We start from the raw sequence: 15,779 nt of genomic DNA, 5'->3' as shown, positions 1-15,779 counted from the left end.
GCGCCCCGCCACGAGAAAGAGAATCCATGCTGACCGTCCTGAACCTGGTCGCACGACGATTCCTGACGCTGATCCCCCTGGTGCTGGGCATCACGCTCTTCGTCTTCGTGATCATGCAGTTCTCCCCGATCGACCCGGCGTTGTCAGTCCTCGGTGACCAGGCCACGCCGGCGCAGGTCGAGGCGTTCCGCGCCGCCAACGGCCTGAACGACCCGCTGCCGCTGCGCTACCTGCACTTCCTCGGCGACCTCGTCCGCGGCGACCTCGGCATGACGTTCCCGCCGTCGGTCCCGGTCGCCGAGAAGATCGCCATGGCGCTGCCGCTGACCATCCAGCTCACCGCGCTCGGCGTCGTCGGCGCGCTGGTCATCGCGCTGGCGCTCGGCATCCCGGCTGCCCTGTACCGGGACCGCTGGCCCGACCAGGTCATCCGGATCGTCTCCATGGCCGGCATCGCCACGCCCTCGTTCTGGCTGGCCCTGCTGTTCATCCAGGAGTTCTCGGTCCGCCGCCCGATCTTCCCGACCGGCGGCTACGTCAACCCCGCCGACTCGGTCGGTCTGTGGTTGCAGTCGCTGGCCATGCCGGCGCTGGCGCTGGCCGTACCCGTCGGCTGCTCGCTGGCCCGCATCGTCCGCACGTCGATGGTCGAGGAACTCGACAAGGACTACGTCCGCACGGCGATCGGCGCCGGACTGCCGCCGCGCGTGGTGGTCGGCCGCAACGTGCTCCGCAACGCGCTGGTCAACCCGCTCACCGCGCTCGGCCTGCGGATCGGCTACCTCATCGGCGGCACCGTCGTCATCGAGGCGATCTTCTCGCTGCCCGGCATGGGCACCCAGATCATGAGCGCCGTCCAGCAGAACGACACCGCGCTGGCCCAGGGCACCGTGCTGACCATCGCGCTCGGCTTCGTGCTGGTGAACCTGGTCGTCGACATCCTCTACCTCTTCGCCAACCCCCGACTGCGCGGAGGCCACTGATGCGCCGGTCCCTCACCACGCGGCTGTCCCGCCCCGGCATGGCCTTCGCCCGGCTCGGTCTCGCGGCCCGGTTCGCGCTCGGTTTCGTCGCGCTCATCGTCGTCGTCGGCGTGCTCGCCCCGCTGCTGCTGCGTCACGACCCCACCCAGACCGGGCTCGGACCGGCGCTGACCGGCCCGAACGGCGACTTCTGGTTCGGCCTGGACAAGCTCGGCCGCGACGTCTTCTCCCGGCTGGTCGCCGGCACCCGGCGCTCCCTGATCGTCGGCTTCGGCGCGGCCGGTATCGCGTTGGTCCTCGGCGCGATCCTCGGCGCGATCGCCGGCAGCAGCCGCACCGCCGTCGACGAGGTCATCATGCGCTGCCTCGACGTGGTCATGGCGTTCCCGGCGATCGTGCTCTCCGCGCTGCTGATCATCTCGTTCGGCAAGAACAGCCTGCTGGTCCTCGTGATCGCGATCGGCTTCGTGTTCACCCCGTCGGTCGCGCGCATCGTCCGCGCCAACGTGCTGTCCCAGTACGGCGAGGACTACGTGGCCGCCGAGCGCATCATCGGCGCCCGGCGGCCGCACATCCTCTGGCGGCACGTCCTGCGCAACTGCGCCGCCCCGATCCTCGTCTTCGTCACCGTCATGGTGGCCGACGCGATCGTCTTCGAGGCGTCGCTGTCCTTCATCGGCGGCGGCCTCGCCCCGCAGGAGGCGGCCTCCTCGTGGGGTTCGGTGATCGCGTTCGGCAAGGAAATGGTGCAGATCGGCGGCTGGTGGGCCACGTTCTTCCCCGGTCTGCTGATCCTGCTCACCGTGCTGGCGCTCAACGTGCTCTCCGAGGGCATGTCCGACGCGTGGGCCGCCCCGGCGGCGCGCCGCGCCACGTCCACCACCAGCGGCGACGCGCTGGAGCAGGCGAAGCCCGGCACCGGCGAGGTGGTCGAGCTGCCGGGCCTCGCCGAGGCGGCGCGGCGGCTGCGCGAACGCGCCCGCCCGCTGCCGCAGGGCAAGCCGGTCCTTCAGGTCAGCGACCTGTCCATCGGCTTCGAGGGCCGCCACCGCGGCGTGGACATCGTCGACGGGCTCTCCTTCGACGTCCGCCCCGGCGAGGTCGTCGGCCTGGTGGGGGAGTCCGGCTCGGGCAAGTCGCTGAGCGTCCTGGCCGTGATGGGCCTGCTGCCGCAGGGCGCCCGGGTACGTGGCGAGATCCGCTTCCAGGACACGAACCTGCTGAAGCTGAACGCCAAGGGCCGCCGTGCCCTGATGGGGCGCGAGATCGCCATGGTCTACCAGGACGCGCTGTCGGCGCTGAACCCGGCGCTGCGCGTCGGCGCCCAGCTCGCCCAGATGATCCGCCGCGGCGGCACCCGCTCGGCCGAGGAACTCATGCGGCTGGTCGGGCTGGACCCGCAGCGCACGCTCGCCGCGTACCCGCACGAGCTGTCCGGCGGGCAGCGGCAGCGCGTGGTGATCGCCATGGCGCTGTCCCGCGACCCGAAGCTGATCATCGCGGACGAGCCGACCACCGCGCTCGACGTCACCGTGCAGGCCCAGGTGATGAAGCTGCTGCTGGACCTGCGCGAGCGGCTCGGCTTCGCCCTCATCCTGGTCAGCCACGACCTCGCCCTGGTCAGCGACGTCTGCGACCGGGTCGTGGTGATGTACGGCGGGCAGATCGTGGAGACCGGCGTGACCGCCGACGTGATGGAGGCGCCCGCCCACCACTACGCCCGCGGGCTGCTCGGTTCCGTCCTGTCCCTGGAGACCGGCGCGGAACGGCTCACCCAGATCCGCGGCGTGGTCCCGTCACCCGCCGACTTCCCGAAGGGCTGCCGGTTCTCCGACCGCTGCCCGATGGCGACCGAGATCTGCCGGGACACCGCGCCCGCCCTGGAGGGCACGGACAGCCACGGGTACGCCTGCCACCACCCCGCCGTCACCGTCAGCGAGAAGGAGCCGGCCCGATGAGCGCCACCGCCGAGCACCGGCCGATCGCCGAACTGAGCGACGTGCACGTGGTGCACGCCTCGCGCGGCGGCGGCATGTTCAGCCGGGAGAAGGTCTACGCGCTCACCGGCGCCGACCTGGTCATCCGGGCCGGCGAGACGGTCGGCATCGTGGGCGAGTCCGGCTGCGGCAAGTCGACGCTGGCCAAGGTGCTCGTCGGCCTGCAACGGCCGACCGCCGGCACGGTGTCGTTCGCCGGCAAGGACGTGTGGTCGATGAGCGCCGCCGAGCGGCGCGAGCACATCGGCGCGGGCGTCGGCATGATCTTCCAGGACCCGGCCACCTCGCTGAACCGCCGCATGCCGGTACGCGACATCCTGCGCGACCCGCTCGACGTGCACCGCCGGGGCACCCGGCAGCAGCGCGAGCAGCGGGTGACCGAGCTGATGGCCCTGGTGGGCCTGCCCCGCTCGGTCGCCGACGTGCTGCCCAGCCAGCTCTCCGGCGGCCAGCGCCAGCGGGTGTCCATCGCCCGGGCACTGGCCCTGGAACCGGGTCTCGTCATCGCCGACGAGCCGACGAGCGCGCTCGACGTGTCGGTACGGGCCCAGATCCTCAACCTGCTGCTGGACCTCAAGGACCGGCTCGGGCTGGCGATGGTGCTGGTGTCGCACGACATCCAGACCGTCAAACGGGTCAGCGACCGGGTCGTCACCATGTACCTGGGCCGCATCGTCGAGCAGACGCCAGCCGCCCTGCTGCCCGAGGGCGGCCGGCACCCGTACACCAGGGCCTTGTTCTCGGCCACGCCGGGCCTGCTCTCACCGATCGAGCCCATTCCGCTCGTCGGTCCGGTCCCGTCGGCCACCCGGCCGCCGAGCGGCTGCCCGTTCCGGACCCGCTGCTGGGCGGCCACCGACGGCTGCGCCGTGGACATGCCGGCGCCGCGCCCCGCCGAGGGTGAGGGCCACGAGTTCCGCTGCCACCACCCGGTGCCCGCCGGAACCGCGAACACCGAACTGGTCGCGCTCGCCACCTCGGCGACCGGCCGCACCACAACTGAGTCTGTCGAGGAGAACCTGTGACCACCCCAGCCCCGCGGTTCGCCGGAGTCGTGCCGCCGGCCGTGACCCCCCTGACCGATGAGGGCGAGGTCGACGTCCACTCGCTGGAACGGCTGGTCGAGTGGCTGCTCGACGCCGGCGTCGACGGCATCTTCGCGCTCGGCAGCTCCGGCGAGACGGTCTTCCTCACCGACCGGCAGCGGGACCTGGCCCTGGAGACCATCGTCAAGACCGCCGGCGGCGCCGTGCCGGTCATCGCCGGCTGCATCGAACCCACCACCCGCCGGGTCGTGGAGCGCGCCGAGGCGTCCACCCGGCTGGGCGCGGACGGCCTGGTCGTGACCGCGCCGTTCTACGCCATCGTCGGCCCGCACGAGATCGAGCGGCACTTCCGCGCGGTCGCCGCGGCGGTCGAGCTTCCCCTGCTGGCGTACGACATCCCGGTCTGCGTGCACAGCAAGCTCTCCGTCGACCTGCTGACCCGGCTCGCCGCCGACGGCGTGCTGGCGGGCGTCAAGGACTCCAGCGGCGACGACGTCGCCTTCCGCCAGCTGGCGCTCGCCGTCGCCGAACACGCGCCGGAGCGCGACTTCAGCCTGCTCACCGGCCACGAGGTGGTGGTCGACGCGATGATGCTCGCGGGCGGCTCCGGCTCGGTGCCCGGACTGGGCAACGTGGACCCGGCCGGATACGTGCGGCTGCACCGCGCGTGCGTGGCCGGTGACTGGGCCGCGGCCCGCCGGGAGCAGGATCGCCTGACCCGCCTGTTCCGCATCGTCGACGCGGCCGACCCGGCCACCTCGGCAGGCGCCACCCGGGGCGTGGGCGCGTTCAAGACCGCACTGTCCCTGCTCGGCGTCATCGCGGGCAACGCGGTGTCGCTGCCGCTGCGGCCGCTGGACGCCGCCGAGACGGGCCGCGTGCGTACCCAGCTGGAACTGGCCGGGCTGCTCTGACCATGCCCGAGGTGAGCACGACCGGTCTGGTCGCCGCGCTCGACATCGGCGGCACCAAGACCACCGCCGCCCTGGTCACCGCCGGGGGAGAGATCGTCGGCCGGCGCACCGCGCCGACACCTGGCCGCTCCGGCGCCGCCGCGGTGCTCGACACCGCCGCCGGCCTGGTCGAGAAGCTGCGGGCGGACGCGCCGGGTGTCGTACGGGCGCTCGGCGTGGGCAGCGCCGGCGTCATCGACAGCGGCTCCGGCCTGGTGCTGTCCGCCACCGACGTGCTGACCGGGTGGACCGGCACGAACCTGCGCGGCGACCTGAGCCGGCGCCTGGACGTGCCGGTCACGGTGGTCAACGACGTGCACGCCCACGCGCTGGGCGAGGCGCGTCACGGCGTCGCGGCCGGGTACGACACAGTGCTCTACGTCGCCGTAGGCACCGGCGTCGGGGCGTCGTTCGTCCTCGGCGACTCGGTGCTCGCCGGTGCGCACAGCGCCGCCGGGCACGCCGGGCACCAGCCGTCCCCGTACGCCGGAACGCTTGCCTGCACGTGCGGCGGGCGCGGACACCTGGAGGCGATCGCCGCCGGGCCCGCGCTGGCCGCCGAGTACGTCCGGCGTACCGGCCGGCCGGTGGCCGACCTGCGGGCCGTCGCCGCGCTCGCCGCGGACGGCGACGAGACGGCCCGGGAGGTCGTCCGGCTCGGCGGCGCGGCTGTCGGCTCCGCCGTCGGCGGCCTGGTAAACGTGCTCGACCCCGCCGCAGTGGTGATCGGCGGCGGCGTCACCGGCCTCGGCGAGCCGTGGTGGCGGGCGCTGCGCGACGCGGTGCCCGCCGAGACGCTGCCCGCCCTGGCCGGCGTTCCGGTCCTCGCCTCCGCCCTCGGCCCCGACGCGCCGCTGCTCGGTGCCGCCTCGCTCGCCTGGAAGGTCTCATGAACACGCTCGTCGACCAGCTCCGTCATCGCCTGGTCGTCTCCTGCCAGGCGTACCCGGGTGAGCCCATGCGCGACCCGGACACCATGCGCCGGGTCGCGCTCGCCACCGCACGCGGCGGCGCCGCCGGCATCCGCGCGCAGGGACTGGCGGACATCGCGGCCATCCGCGCGGCGGTGGACCTGCCGCTGATCGGGCTCTGGAAGGACGGTGACGACGACGTCTTCATCACCCCGACGCTGGAGCACGCGCTCGCCGTCGCCGACGCCGGGGCGCACGTCGTCGCGCTCGACGGCACGTCCCGGCCCCGGCCCGACGGCCGGACGCTCGCCGAGACGATCGCCGCCGTGCACGAGCGCACCGGCGCGCTGGTGATGGCGGACTGCTCCACGTTCGACGAGGGCATCGCTGCCGCCGCCGCGGGCGCCGACCTGGTCGGCACCACGCTTGCCGGCTACACCGCGTACACCACGAAGGGCGACGGGCCGGACCTGGACCTGGTCGCCCGGCTCGCCGCCGCGGTCGACGTCCCGGTGGTCGCCGAGGGCCGCATCCACACCCCGGAGCAGGCCGCGCAGGCGCTGCGGGCGGGCGCGTGGACGGTGGTGGTCGGCACCGCCATCACCCACCCGAGCACCATCACCGGCTGGTTCGCCTCCGCCGTCCGGGAGGCCGCGTCGTGCCGCTGACCGACCTCGACCTGGCCGGCTGCCTGGCGTACCGGCCGGAGCTGGACGTGCCGGCGGACCTGGACGCGTTCTGGGCGCGCACGCTCGACGGCGGCGGCGACCCGGAGGCGGCGGTCTACGAGCCGGTCGGCACCGGTTTGACCCAGATCCGGACGTACGCGGCCACGATCCCCGGTTTCGGCGGCGAGCCGGTGCACGGATGGCTGCACCTGCCGGCCGGGGCCGACGGGCCGCTGCCCTGCGTGGTCGAGTACCTCGGCTACGGCCGGGGCCGCGGCCTGCCGCACGAGAAGCTGTTCTGGGCCGCGGCGGGCTTCGCGCACCTGATCATGGACAGCCGGGGTCAGGGCTGGAGCGCCGCCACCGGTGGCACGCCCGACCCGCACCCCTACCCGGCCGGCACCGTGCCCGGCTTCCTCACCCGGGGCGTCGACGATCCGGCCGACCACTACTACCGGCGGCTGATCACCGACGCGGTGCGTTTCGCCGAGGCCGCCCGGCGGCACCCGGCCGTCGACCCGGCGCGGGTGGCGGTGACCGGCTTCAGCCAGGGCGGCGGCCTGGCCCTGGCCGCCGCCGCGTTGTGCCCGGACGTCGTGGCGGTCATGCCGGACGTGCCGTTCCTGTGCGACATCCGCCGGGGCGTGCGTGTCGCCGGCCCGGACAGCCCGTACGCCGAGGTCGTCGAGTACCTCGCGCTGCACCGCGACCGCGCCGACCAGGTGTTCCGCACGCTGTCCTACCTGGACGCCGCCGTGCTCGCGCCGCGCGCCACAGCGCCCGCGCTGTTCTCCATCGCGCTGCGGGACCAGGTCTGCCCGCCGTCGACCTGCTTCGCCGCCTACCACCGCTACGGCGGCGACAAGGACGTGCGGGTGTACGAGTTCAACGACCACGAGGGCGGCGAGGCGGCGCACCAGCGCGAACAGCTCACCTGGCTGCGCGGGATCCTGGGCGCCTAGCGGGCGCGTTCCACCACGTAGTCGGTCAGCTCCAGCAGGAAACGGCCGTCCTCGGTGTCGGCGGCGGCGCCCAGCGCCCGCTCACCCTCGCGGCGGGCCGCGAGCGCGAGATCCCGGGCGCTGCGCCGCGCCGACTCCACACAGTCGTACGCGAGCAGCCGCCCGTGCAGCCAGCGCACCTCGGCGTCGGTGCGCTCCGCCCGGGTCCGGCTCAGCAACCGCACGAGCCGCTCGCGTTCCTCCGGGGTGCACCGCCGCATGAAGTCGATCAGGATCAGCGTGCGTTTGCCCTCCCACAGGTCACCGGCGATCTCCTTGCCGTACCGGGCGTAGTCGCCGGTCAGGTTCAGCGCGTCGTCCTGGATCTGGAACGCCGCACCCAGGTACCAGCCGTACCGATCGAGCACGTCGACGGCGTTCTCCCGGCCGGTCGCCACGAGGATCCCGGTGCGGCACGGGTAGATGCACGTGTACCAGGAGGTCTTCTTCAGGCACATCCGGTAGTAGTCGTCGGCGTCCAGGTCGCACACGTTGTCGCGGATCCAGCCGATCTCGATGGCCTGCCCTTCCAGCGAGTGGCGCATCATCAGCTCGGTCTCGGTGAACAGCCGCCAGGCGATCCCGGAGCCGAGGGCCGCCCGGTTCGCGGCCAGCCGCCGCAACGCCAGCAGGTTCGTCATGTTGCCGACGTTCAGCGCCACGCCCACGCCGTACTCGGCGTGCAGTGTCCGCCCGCCGCGCCGCTGCTCGCTCTCGTCCTGGATGTCGTCGTGGATGAGGAAGGCGTTGTGGAACAGCTCCACCGTCACGGCGGCGTTGAGGCCCACCGCGTCGCCGCCGCCGAACGCCCGGCACGTGGCAAGGCACAGCGCGGCGCGCAGCCCCTTGCCCCAGCGCCGGGGGTACTCCGCGACCAGGTCGTAGAGGTAGCGCGGGCCGCCGTCGGGCACGTCGTCGAGCAGCGCGCCGAGGGCGAGCCCGCGATAGCGCTCCAGCATCCGTTCCACGTGCCCGCCGGCCACCCCGGTGGTCGGCGCCATCGCGCGGCTACCGGTCCGCCGGCCGCTTCGGGGCCGGCGACGCCAGCCGGTCCGCGAGCCCGTTTGCGACCTCCGGGGCCAGCCGCGCCAGATTGAGTACGGTGTCCAGCGCGTCGTGCGCGTCCGACGTGTACCGCCGGATCACCTCACCGCGCTGGTCGTCGGCCGTCTTCAACTGCCCGACCACGGTGTCGATCAGGGCGTGCCCGTCGGTGCGGACCCGGGCGACGAGTTCGTCGAACGCCTCCGGGTCCACGCGCCGGCTCTCGGTCAGTTTCTCCTCGAGCCGGCGCGCGCCGGCCAGCCCCGCCGCGAGTTCCTCCTCCAGCACCGTGGCCGCGTGGGTCACGGTCTCCGAGGTCTCCTCGGCCACCTTCTCGAAGCGCTCGTTCGCGCGCTCACGCTTGCCGTCTGTCATGGGCGAAGTGTCACCGGACCAGGGACGACGCACCAGACGAGTGTCGCCATGGTGACTGAGCGTGTCCAGGCCGGGTGGTCTTCCACTGGGTACGGGTACTCAGCGCAGTACCGTCTCGTCGCTCATGTGCCGGCGTCGCGGCGTCGACAGGATGCTTGTCATGGCCGAGACGCTGCACCGACACGCCGCTGCACGTACCGTCGACACGCCGCTGCCCGCCGAGGCCGCGCTGGCCCCCGCCGGCCGCGCGGTCGCCGCGCTGGCCCGGCTCGTCGCCCACCACCCCGCCGGCTGGCGCTGGCTGGCCCGGCGCCACCACCCGGTCCTGGACCGGCTCGCCGCCGCGAACGCGCGGTCGACCTGCGTGCGGGCCGCCCGGCGGGTGCCCGCCTACCAGGCGTTCCTGCGGGCCCGCCCGGGCGGCCCGCGCCGCCGGCTGCGGGACTTCCCGGAGACCGACAAGCGCGGGTACGTCATGGCGTACGACTCCTCCGCCCGGTGCCTCGGCGGGCGGATGCCGGAGCGGGGCGTGGTGGTCGACGAGTCGGCCGGATCGTCCGGGCGGCCGTTCAACTGGCCGCGCGGCGAGCGGGAGCTGCGGGGGGTGCACCGGGACATCGCCGGCTACACCGGACTGGCGTTCCCGATGCGCCGCCCGTTCGTCATCAACGCGTACTCGATGGGCGCCTGGGCGACCGGCACCACCACCGGCTCGGCGATGGCCCGGATCGCCACCGTGAAGAACACCGGCCCCGACCTCGGGAAGATCGTCGACACGCTGCGCGAGTTCGGTCCCGGCCACGACTACCTGGTGACCGCGTACCCACCGTTCCTCAAGCACCTGCGGGACCGGCTCGACGCCGAGGACTTCCAGTGGTCGCGGTACCGGATCTTCGCCAGCTGCGGCGGCGAGGGCATGACCGAGGCGCTGCGCGACTACCTGGAACAGCGGTTCGTGCGGGTGCGGTCGGCGTACGGGGCGTCGGACCTGACCATCGGCATCGGCGCGGAGACCCGGTTCACGGTGTGGCTGCGGCGACGGCTGCGCACCGACGCGGGACTGCGCGCGGAACTGCTCGGCCGCGGCGAGCAGCGGCTGCCGATGGTGTTCCAGTACAACCCGTTCGCCACCTACCTGGAGACCAACGAGCGGCGGGAACTGCTCTGCACCGTCACGAGCCCGCACGTGCTCCAGCCGCGGCTGCGCTACAACGTGGGCGACGAGGCGGTGCTGGTGCCGTACCGGCGGATCGTCGAGCTGGCGTACGCCGACCCGGTACGCCGCGCCGAGTTCCGTACCGCGGTGGCCGAGGAGCGGATGACGCTGCCGCTGCTGCTGCTGTTCGGCCGCAGCGACTCCACCGTGTCCTACCTGGGCGCGAACCTCTACCCGCAGGACGTCGAGTACGGCCTGTACACCGGCAACCCGTACGCCGCCGAGATCAACAGGTTCTGCCTGACGCTGCACGAGGACGCGGCGCTGGAGACCCGGCCGGTGATCCACGTCGAGCTGCGCCGCCCGCTGGACACCGCGGCCCGCGCGGCACTCGCCGACGCCTGCCGCGACGGGGTACGCGCGCACCTGACCTCGGTGTCGCGGGACTTCGCGCAGTCCCTGGTGGAGGACCCGACCGCCGGTGACCTGCGGGTCGAGCTGCACGAACCGGACGGCGGCCCGTTCGCCGACATGCAGAAGATCAAGAATGTCTACCTGGTGAGGTGAACGATGCGTACCCGTGACTTCTCCCGCGCCCCGGCCCAGGCCCGCGCCGGTGCCATGTTCATCGGCGGCACCCGGTACGCGAACCCGCTGGTGCTGCTGCGCCTGGCCCCCGACTGGATCCGGATGGTGCGGGACATGCGCCGGATGTCCGGCTACTGCTGGCACACCGTCTACTGGCAGTTCCCGCTGACGCTCGGCACGATCGCGTTCTTCACCGACCGGGACGCGCTGCTGCGCTTCGCCCGCACGCGGCACCACCGCAAGCTGATGATGTGGCTGACCGACGGGGACCGCAACGCCACCGCCGGGTTCATCCGGCTCTACACCGCCTCCCCGGACGGCTACTCAAACGGCGCGTGGCGGGCCGAGGACGGCGCGATGGGCCACATCGAGCGGTTCACGCCGCTGGGCGCGGAGACGACCGGACCGGCGGTGCGCCGGTGACCGGCCACCGGTTCGAGCGCGTGACCGGCCGGCGCGGCCTGCGCGACTTCCTCGCGCTCACCGATCGGCTGTACGCGGACGAGCCCCGGTACGTGCCGACGCCCCGGCAGCAGATCCGCCGCTGGTGGCGCGACGGCGTGCCGATGTACGTGCTGCGTGACACCACCGGCGCCGTGGCCGGGCGGACCACGCTGCACACCGACGCGGACCTCGACGCGAAGCTGGGCCGCCGGTGCCAGCTGTTCGGGCTCACCGAGTTCACCGCGTCCGCCGCCGGGCCGCTGTTCGACGCGATCACCACGCACGCCACGCCCGGCCGGGACCTGCTGTTCGGGCCGGTGGCGCTGCTGCCCAACCAGGCCGGTGGCGTGATCACCTCCGGGTACGCCGACCGGGGTTTCGTGGACAGCGCGTGGAACCCGCCGTACTACCCGGACGCGTACGAGGAGAACGGGTTCGCCGGGCGGTTCGTCTCCGACACCTGGATCTGCCCGGTGCCGCCGCCGGCCGGGCCGCCGCCCGCGCTCGGCATGCAGCCCGACGGCGTGCGGCTGGAGCTGCACCGGGGGAGCACCCGGCGGCTCGACGAGCAGCTCGACCTGCTGCGGGGGATGCTCAACGCCTCCTTCGCCCAGCTCGGCTACTACACGCCGATCTCGGCGGCCCAGCTGCGGCGGCAGACCGACGGGCTGGCGTACCTGCTGGACTCCTCGCTGCTGCTCTACCTGACCCGCGACGGGCGGCCGGTGGCGTTCGTGCTCTGCGTGCCGGACATCAGCGACTTCCTGGTCGCGGTGCGCGGCGATCTGAACCCGGTCAACCAGCTGCGGCTGCTGGCGACCCGGCGCCGGTACCGGCGGGAGGCGGTGCTGATCGTCAAGGGTGTGGTGCCGGAGTTCCAGGGGCGCGGCTACCAGCGGCTGCTGTCGGAGCACCTGCACCGCAACCTGCACGACGGCGGCTACACGGCGCTGCGCAGCACGTACGTCGGGCGGGACAACCCGGCGTCCGCGGCCCAGTACCGGCGTCTCGGCGGACGCCCGCTGCACGGCTACACGTTCTACGCCAGGGAGCGGTGACCATGGACCTCGCCGCGTTCCACGCGCTGGAGCCGCTGTGCTGGCGGGCCCCGAGCGCACACAACACCCAGCCGTGGCGGCTGCGCTACGAGCGCTGGGCGATCACCGTCGGCTGGGATCCGGCCGACGCCCTGCCCGCGGGCGACCCGACCGGCCGGGACCTGCGGCTGTCGCTGGGCGCGTTCGTGGAGACCTGCCTGATCGTCGCCGCCGACGCGGGGCTGCGGCTGGACTGGGCCGCCGACCACGACGAGTCCGACCGGCGGGTGGGGCGGCTGCGGCCGGCACGGCAGCCGTACCGGACGCCGTTCCGCACCGCCGACGTGTGGGATCGGCGTACCCACCGGGGCCGGTTCACCGGCGGTCCGGACGCCGACGTGGTCGCCGCCGTGGACGCGGTCGCCCGCCGGGCCGGTGGCGCGGTCCGCGCGGTGCCGGCGGCCGGGCGGCTGCGCGCGCTGCTGCGCACGGCCGACCGGCAGGTGTACGCCGACCCGGCGGTGGTCGCGGAGCTGCGCCGCTGGCTGCGTCTGGACCGGTCGGGCCCGCGCTACCGGGCCGACGGGCTCAGTGACAGGTGCCTCGGGCTGGGCCGGGCCACGGCCACCGGGCTGCGGGCGGCGCTCGCGGCGTACCCGGCGTTGCGCCCGCTGGGGCTGCCCCGGCTGCTCGCCGCCGCGGGCGGTGATCCGCTGGCGCAGGGCGGCGGGGTGCTGGCGCTCGTCGCGCCGCCCGGTCTGGACGCGGCCGGGCAGGTCGAGTTCGGACGGGTGCTGATGCGGATGTGGCTGACGCTGCACACGGCCGGGCTGGCCGCCCACCCGCTCAGTCAGCTCGTCGACGTGGCCGCCACCCGGGACGCGCTCGGCGCGCTGCTGGACGTGGCGCCGGAGCGGATCGTGCACGTGGCCCGGGTGGGCCGGCCGGCCGCCCCCGCGCCCCGTTCGGCCCGGCGAGTGGAGCACGGATCGGAACTGTTAGCGGTAACATCCCTTGACGCGGTGTCACTTCATCCATGAGAGTCCATGTTGGCTGATGTGTCGCCCGGTCGGGAGCCCTGGGCGCGTAGTGGCAGGAATGCGGCGTCCGGGTGCGCGCGTGTGTGCTGTTAGCGATAACAGCGCCGCCGCGCACCCGGGCCCGTCTCTGATCTGCGCGGTTGGGAGCAACCATGTCCGAAGTGACACGACGAAACATCATCAAGGCCACGGCGGCGGGTGCCGGTGCCGCGCTGGTGCCGGCCGCTTGGAGCGCGACCGCGCGCGCCGGCTCGGCGGCGCCACCACAGGTGCTGGCCGCGAACGACCTGGCACTCTGGTACGACGAACCGGCCGGCACCGACTGGCTGCGCGCCCTGCCGATCGGCAACGGGCGGCTCGGCGCGATGGTGTTCGGCAACGTCGACACCGAACGGCTCCAGCTCAACGAGGACACCGTCTGGGCCGGGGGCCCGTACGACTCGGCGAACACCAGGGGCGCGGGTCACCGGCGGCACGGTCAGCAGCTCCGGCGGCACGCTGCGGGTGTCAGGTGCCACCAGCGTGACGGTCCTGGTCTCGATCGGCACCAGCTACGTCGACTACCGCACCGTCAACGGCGACTACCAGGGCATCGCCCGCAACCGGCTCGCTGCCGCCAGGAGCGTCGACGTCGACCAGCTCCGCACCCGCCACCGCGCCGACTACCAGGCGCTGTTCGGCCGGGTCACGCTCGACCTGGGCCGCACCGCCGCCGCCGACCAGCCCACCGACGTACGGATCGCGCAGCACGCGAGCACGAACGACCCGCAGTTCGCCGCGCTGCTGTTCCAGTTCGGGCGGTACCTGCTGATCTCGTCGTCGCGGCCGGGCACCCAGCCGGCGAACCTCCAGGGCATCTGGAACGACTCGCTGACGCCGTCCTGGGACTCGAAGTACACGGTGAACGCCAATCTGCCGATGAACTACTGGCCGGCCGACACCACGAACCTGTCCGAGTGCCTCCTGCCGGTCTTCGACATGGTCAAGGACCTCACCGTGACCGGCGCGCGGGTCGCCCAGGCGCAGTACGGCGCCGGCGGCTGGGTCACCCACCACAACACCGACGCCTGGCGGGGCGCATCGGTGGTGGACGGCGCGTTCTGGGGCATGTGGCAGACTGGCGGGGCCTGGCTGAGCACGCTCATCTGGGACCACTACCTGTTCACCGGCGACAGCGGATTCCTGCAGGCCAACTACCCGGCCCTCAAGGGCGCGGCCCAGTTCTTCCTCGACACGCTGGTCGCCCACCCGACGCTCGGCTACCTGGTGACGAACCCGTCGAACTCGCCGGAGCTGGCGCACCACGCCAACGCCAGCGTCTGCGCCGGCCCGACGATGGACAACCAGATCCTGCGTGACCTGTTCGACGCCGCGGCCCGGGCGAGCGAGGTGCTCGGCGTCGACGCCACCTTCCGGTCCCAGGTGCGCACCGCCAAGGACCGGCTGCCGCCGAGCCGCGTCGGTTCCCGGGGCAACGTGCAGGAGTGGCTCGCCGACTGGGTCGAGACCGAACGCACCCACCGGCACGTCTCGCACCTGTACGGGCTGCATCCCAGCAACCAGATCACCAGGCGCGGCACCCCGGCGCTGTACGAGGCCGCCCGCAGGACGCTGGAGCTGCGGGGCGACGACGGGACCGGCTGGTCCCTCGCCTGGAAGATCAATTTCTGGGCCCGGCTGGAGGACGGCGCCCGCGCCCACAAGCTCCTGCGCGACCTGGTCCGCACCGACCGGCTCGCGCCGAACATGTTCGACCTGCACCCGCCGTTCCAGATCGACGGCAACTTCGGGGCCACCTCCGGCATCGCCGAGATGCTGCTGCACAGCCACACCGGCGAGCTGCACCTGCTGCCCGCGCTTCCCAGCGCCTGGCCCGCCGGGCAGGTCGCGGGCCTGCGCGGCCGGGGCGGCTACACGGTGGCGCTGACCTGGAGCAGCGGCCAGGCCGACGAGATCACCGTCCGCGCCGACCGCGACGGCACGCTGCGCCTGCGGTCCCGGCTGTTCACCGGGAGCTTCACCCTCACCGACGTCACCGACGGCAGCACACCCGCCACCACCCGGCCGGAGTCCGACGTCGTCGCGCTCACCGTCCGCGCCGGGCACACCTACCGCGCGGCCCGGCCCGGCGTGACACCCTCGCCGACGTCTACGTTGACGTCCACGCCGTCACCCACTCCGACTCCGACTCCGACTCCGACGCCGACCCCGACCACCAGCTCCCCGGCGCCGTCCGGTGCGCGTGCCACGTACGCGATCACCGGCTCCTGGTCGGGCGGCTTCCAGGCCGAGGTCACGGTGACCGCCGGCGCCACCGCGATCCGCGGCTGGACGGTGTCCTGGACGTTCCCGAACGGGCAGGTGATCAACCAGATCTGGAGCGGTACGCACACCCAGAACGGCGCGAACGTGACAGTGCGCAACGTCGACTACAACGGCTCGGTGCCGGCCGGCGGCTCCACCACGTTCGGCTTCATCGGCTCGGCGGGCGGCACCAACAACCCGCCGGCGAACCTCACCTGCACGACCACCTGAG

Annotated in this window: 14 protein-coding genes and 1 pseudogene; 13 read left to right on the top strand and 2 right to left on the bottom strand. The window is 73.4% G+C overall.

Features of this window, described 5'->3' with window-relative positions; all coding sequences use genetic code 11:
* Positions 1-26 precede the first annotated feature (26 nt).
* From OC439_RS18650 to OC439_RS18620, 7 genes are read left to right on the top strand one after another with little or no spacing between them, the layout of a single operon-like run.
* Positions 27-983, top strand: a complete 957-nt coding sequence (locus tag OC439_RS18650; protein WP_262014530.1) for an ABC transporter permease — start codon at positions 27-29, stop codon at positions 981-983.
* The gene (locus tag OC439_RS18645) at positions 983-2,941 is read left to right on the top strand and encodes a dipeptide/oligopeptide/nickel ABC transporter permease/ATP-binding protein (RefSeq protein ID WP_262014529.1); all 1,959 of its coding nucleotides are present in this window, start codon (positions 983-985) and stop codon (positions 2,939-2,941) included. The genes OC439_RS18650 and OC439_RS18645 overlap by 1 nt, the downstream gene beginning before the upstream one ends.
* Positions 2,938-4,005 carry an ABC transporter ATP-binding protein gene (locus OC439_RS18640; RefSeq protein WP_262014528.1) on the top strand — a complete coding sequence of 356 codons (1,068 nt, stop codon included), beginning with the start codon at positions 2,938-2,940 and terminating at the stop codon, positions 4,003-4,005. The genes OC439_RS18645 and OC439_RS18640 overlap by 4 nt, the downstream gene beginning before the upstream one ends.
* Complete coding sequence (locus OC439_RS18635; protein ID WP_262014527.1) at positions 4,002-4,940, top strand: dihydrodipicolinate synthase family protein; 939 nt, start codon at positions 4,002-4,004, stop codon at positions 4,938-4,940. The genes OC439_RS18640 and OC439_RS18635 overlap by 4 nt, the downstream gene beginning before the upstream one ends.
* Before the next feature lie 2 nt (positions 4,941-4,942).
* Positions 4,943-5,872, top strand: coding sequence for an ROK family protein (locus tag OC439_RS18630; protein WP_262014526.1), 930 nt, complete (start codon positions 4,943-4,945; stop codon positions 5,870-5,872).
* Positions 5,869-6,558: an N-acetylmannosamine-6-phosphate 2-epimerase gene (locus OC439_RS18625; RefSeq protein ID WP_262014525.1), complete on the top strand. Its 690-nt coding sequence runs from the start codon at positions 5,869-5,871 to the stop codon at positions 6,556-6,558. The genes OC439_RS18630 and OC439_RS18625 overlap by 4 nt, the downstream gene beginning before the upstream one ends.
* Positions 6,549-7,520 carry an acetylxylan esterase gene (locus OC439_RS18620; RefSeq protein ID WP_262014524.1) on the top strand — a complete coding sequence of 324 codons (972 nt, stop codon included), beginning with the start codon at positions 6,549-6,551 and terminating at the stop codon, positions 7,518-7,520. The genes OC439_RS18625 and OC439_RS18620 overlap by 10 nt, the downstream gene beginning before the upstream one ends.
* On the opposite strand, the gene OC439_RS18615 is transcribed toward OC439_RS18620, so the two are convergent.
* Both OC439_RS18615 and OC439_RS18610 read right to left on the bottom strand, forming a co-directional pair.
* On the bottom strand, positions 7,517-8,560 hold the full coding sequence (locus OC439_RS18615; protein WP_262014523.1) for a polyprenyl synthetase family protein: 1,044 nt from the start codon (positions 8,558-8,560) through the stop codon (positions 7,517-7,519). The genes OC439_RS18620 and OC439_RS18615 overlap by 4 nt on opposite strands.
* Before the next feature lie 7 nt (positions 8,561-8,567).
* Entirely contained in the window at positions 8,568-8,978 is a 411-nt protein-coding gene (locus OC439_RS18610) for a hypothetical protein (RefSeq protein ID WP_262014522.1), read from the bottom strand.
* Between the two features lie 160 nt (positions 8,979-9,138).
* On the opposite strand from OC439_RS18610, the gene OC439_RS18605 reads away from it, so the two are divergent.
* The 6 genes and pseudogenes from OC439_RS18605 to OC439_RS18585 all read left to right on the top strand — a co-directional run bounded on the left by OC439_RS18605 (position 9,139) and on the right by OC439_RS18585 (position 15,778).
* Complete coding sequence (locus tag OC439_RS18605) at positions 9,139-10,701, top strand: phenylacetate--CoA ligase family protein (protein WP_262014521.1); 1,563 nt, start codon at positions 9,139-9,141, stop codon at positions 10,699-10,701.
* A 3-nt stretch (positions 10,702-10,704) separates the two neighbouring features.
* Positions 10,705-11,145, top strand: coding sequence for a hypothetical protein (locus OC439_RS18600; protein ID WP_013285846.1), 441 nt, complete (start codon positions 10,705-10,707; stop codon positions 11,143-11,145).
* A complete protein-coding gene (locus tag OC439_RS18595; RefSeq protein ID WP_262014520.1) occupies positions 11,142-12,224 on the top strand; it encodes a hypothetical protein in 1,083 nt (360 codons plus the stop codon). The genes OC439_RS18600 and OC439_RS18595 overlap by 4 nt, the downstream gene beginning before the upstream one ends.
* A gap of 2 nt (positions 12,225-12,226) precedes the next feature.
* Positions 12,227-13,243, top strand: coding sequence for a nitroreductase (locus OC439_RS18590; RefSeq protein ID WP_262014519.1), 1,017 nt, complete (start codon positions 12,227-12,229; stop codon positions 13,241-13,243).
* Positions 13,244-13,395: 152 nt separating this feature from the next.
* Positions 13,396-13,641: pseudogene (locus OC439_RS30380) on the top strand (glycoside hydrolase N-terminal domain-containing protein); the annotation flags it as partial.
* A 124-nt stretch (positions 13,642-13,765) separates the two neighbouring features.
* Complete coding sequence (locus OC439_RS18585) at positions 13,766-15,778, top strand: glycosyl hydrolase family 95 catalytic domain-containing protein (protein WP_410054934.1); 2,013 nt, start codon at positions 13,766-13,768, stop codon at positions 15,776-15,778.
* Position 15,779 lies beyond the last annotated feature (1 nt).

The organism is Micromonospora sp. Mcm103, from assembly GCF_024519755.1.
GTDB lineage: Bacteria > Actinomycetota > Actinomycetes > Mycobacteriales > Micromonosporaceae > Micromonospora > Micromonospora aurantiaca.
This window is presented reverse-complemented; position numbering and strand designations above follow the sequence as displayed.

Coding starts and splice junctions, on each gene's coding strand:
- OC439_RS18650 (WP_262014530.1), top strand. CDS start 27: ATGCTGACCGTCCTGAACCTGGTCGCACGACGATTCCTGACGCTGATC.
- OC439_RS18645 (WP_262014529.1), top strand. CDS start 983: ATGCGCCGGTCCCTCACCACGCGGCTGTCCCGCCCCGGCATGGCCTTC.
- OC439_RS18640 (WP_262014528.1), top strand. CDS start 2,938: ATGAGCGCCACCGCCGAGCACCGGCCGATCGCCGAACTGAGCGACGTG.
- OC439_RS18630 (WP_262014526.1), top strand. CDS start 4,943: ATGCCCGAGGTGAGCACGACCGGTCTGGTCGCCGCGCTCGACATCGGC.
- OC439_RS18625 (WP_262014525.1), top strand. CDS start 5,869: ATGAACACGCTCGTCGACCAGCTCCGTCATCGCCTGGTCGTCTCCTGC.
- OC439_RS18615 (WP_262014523.1), bottom strand. CDS start 8,560: ATGGCGCCGACCACCGGGGTGGCCGGCGGGCACGTGGAACGGATGCTG.
- OC439_RS18610 (WP_262014522.1), bottom strand. CDS start 8,978: ATGACAGACGGCAAGCGTGAGCGCGCGAACGAGCGCTTCGAGAAGGTG.
- OC439_RS18605 (WP_262014521.1), top strand. CDS start 9,139: ATGGCCGAGACGCTGCACCGACACGCCGCTGCACGTACCGTCGACACG.
- OC439_RS18600 (WP_013285846.1), top strand. CDS start 10,705: ATGCGTACCCGTGACTTCTCCCGCGCCCCGGCCCAGGCCCGCGCCGGT.
- OC439_RS18590 (WP_262014519.1), top strand. CDS start 12,227: ATGGACCTCGCCGCGTTCCACGCGCTGGAGCCGCTGTGCTGGCGGGCC.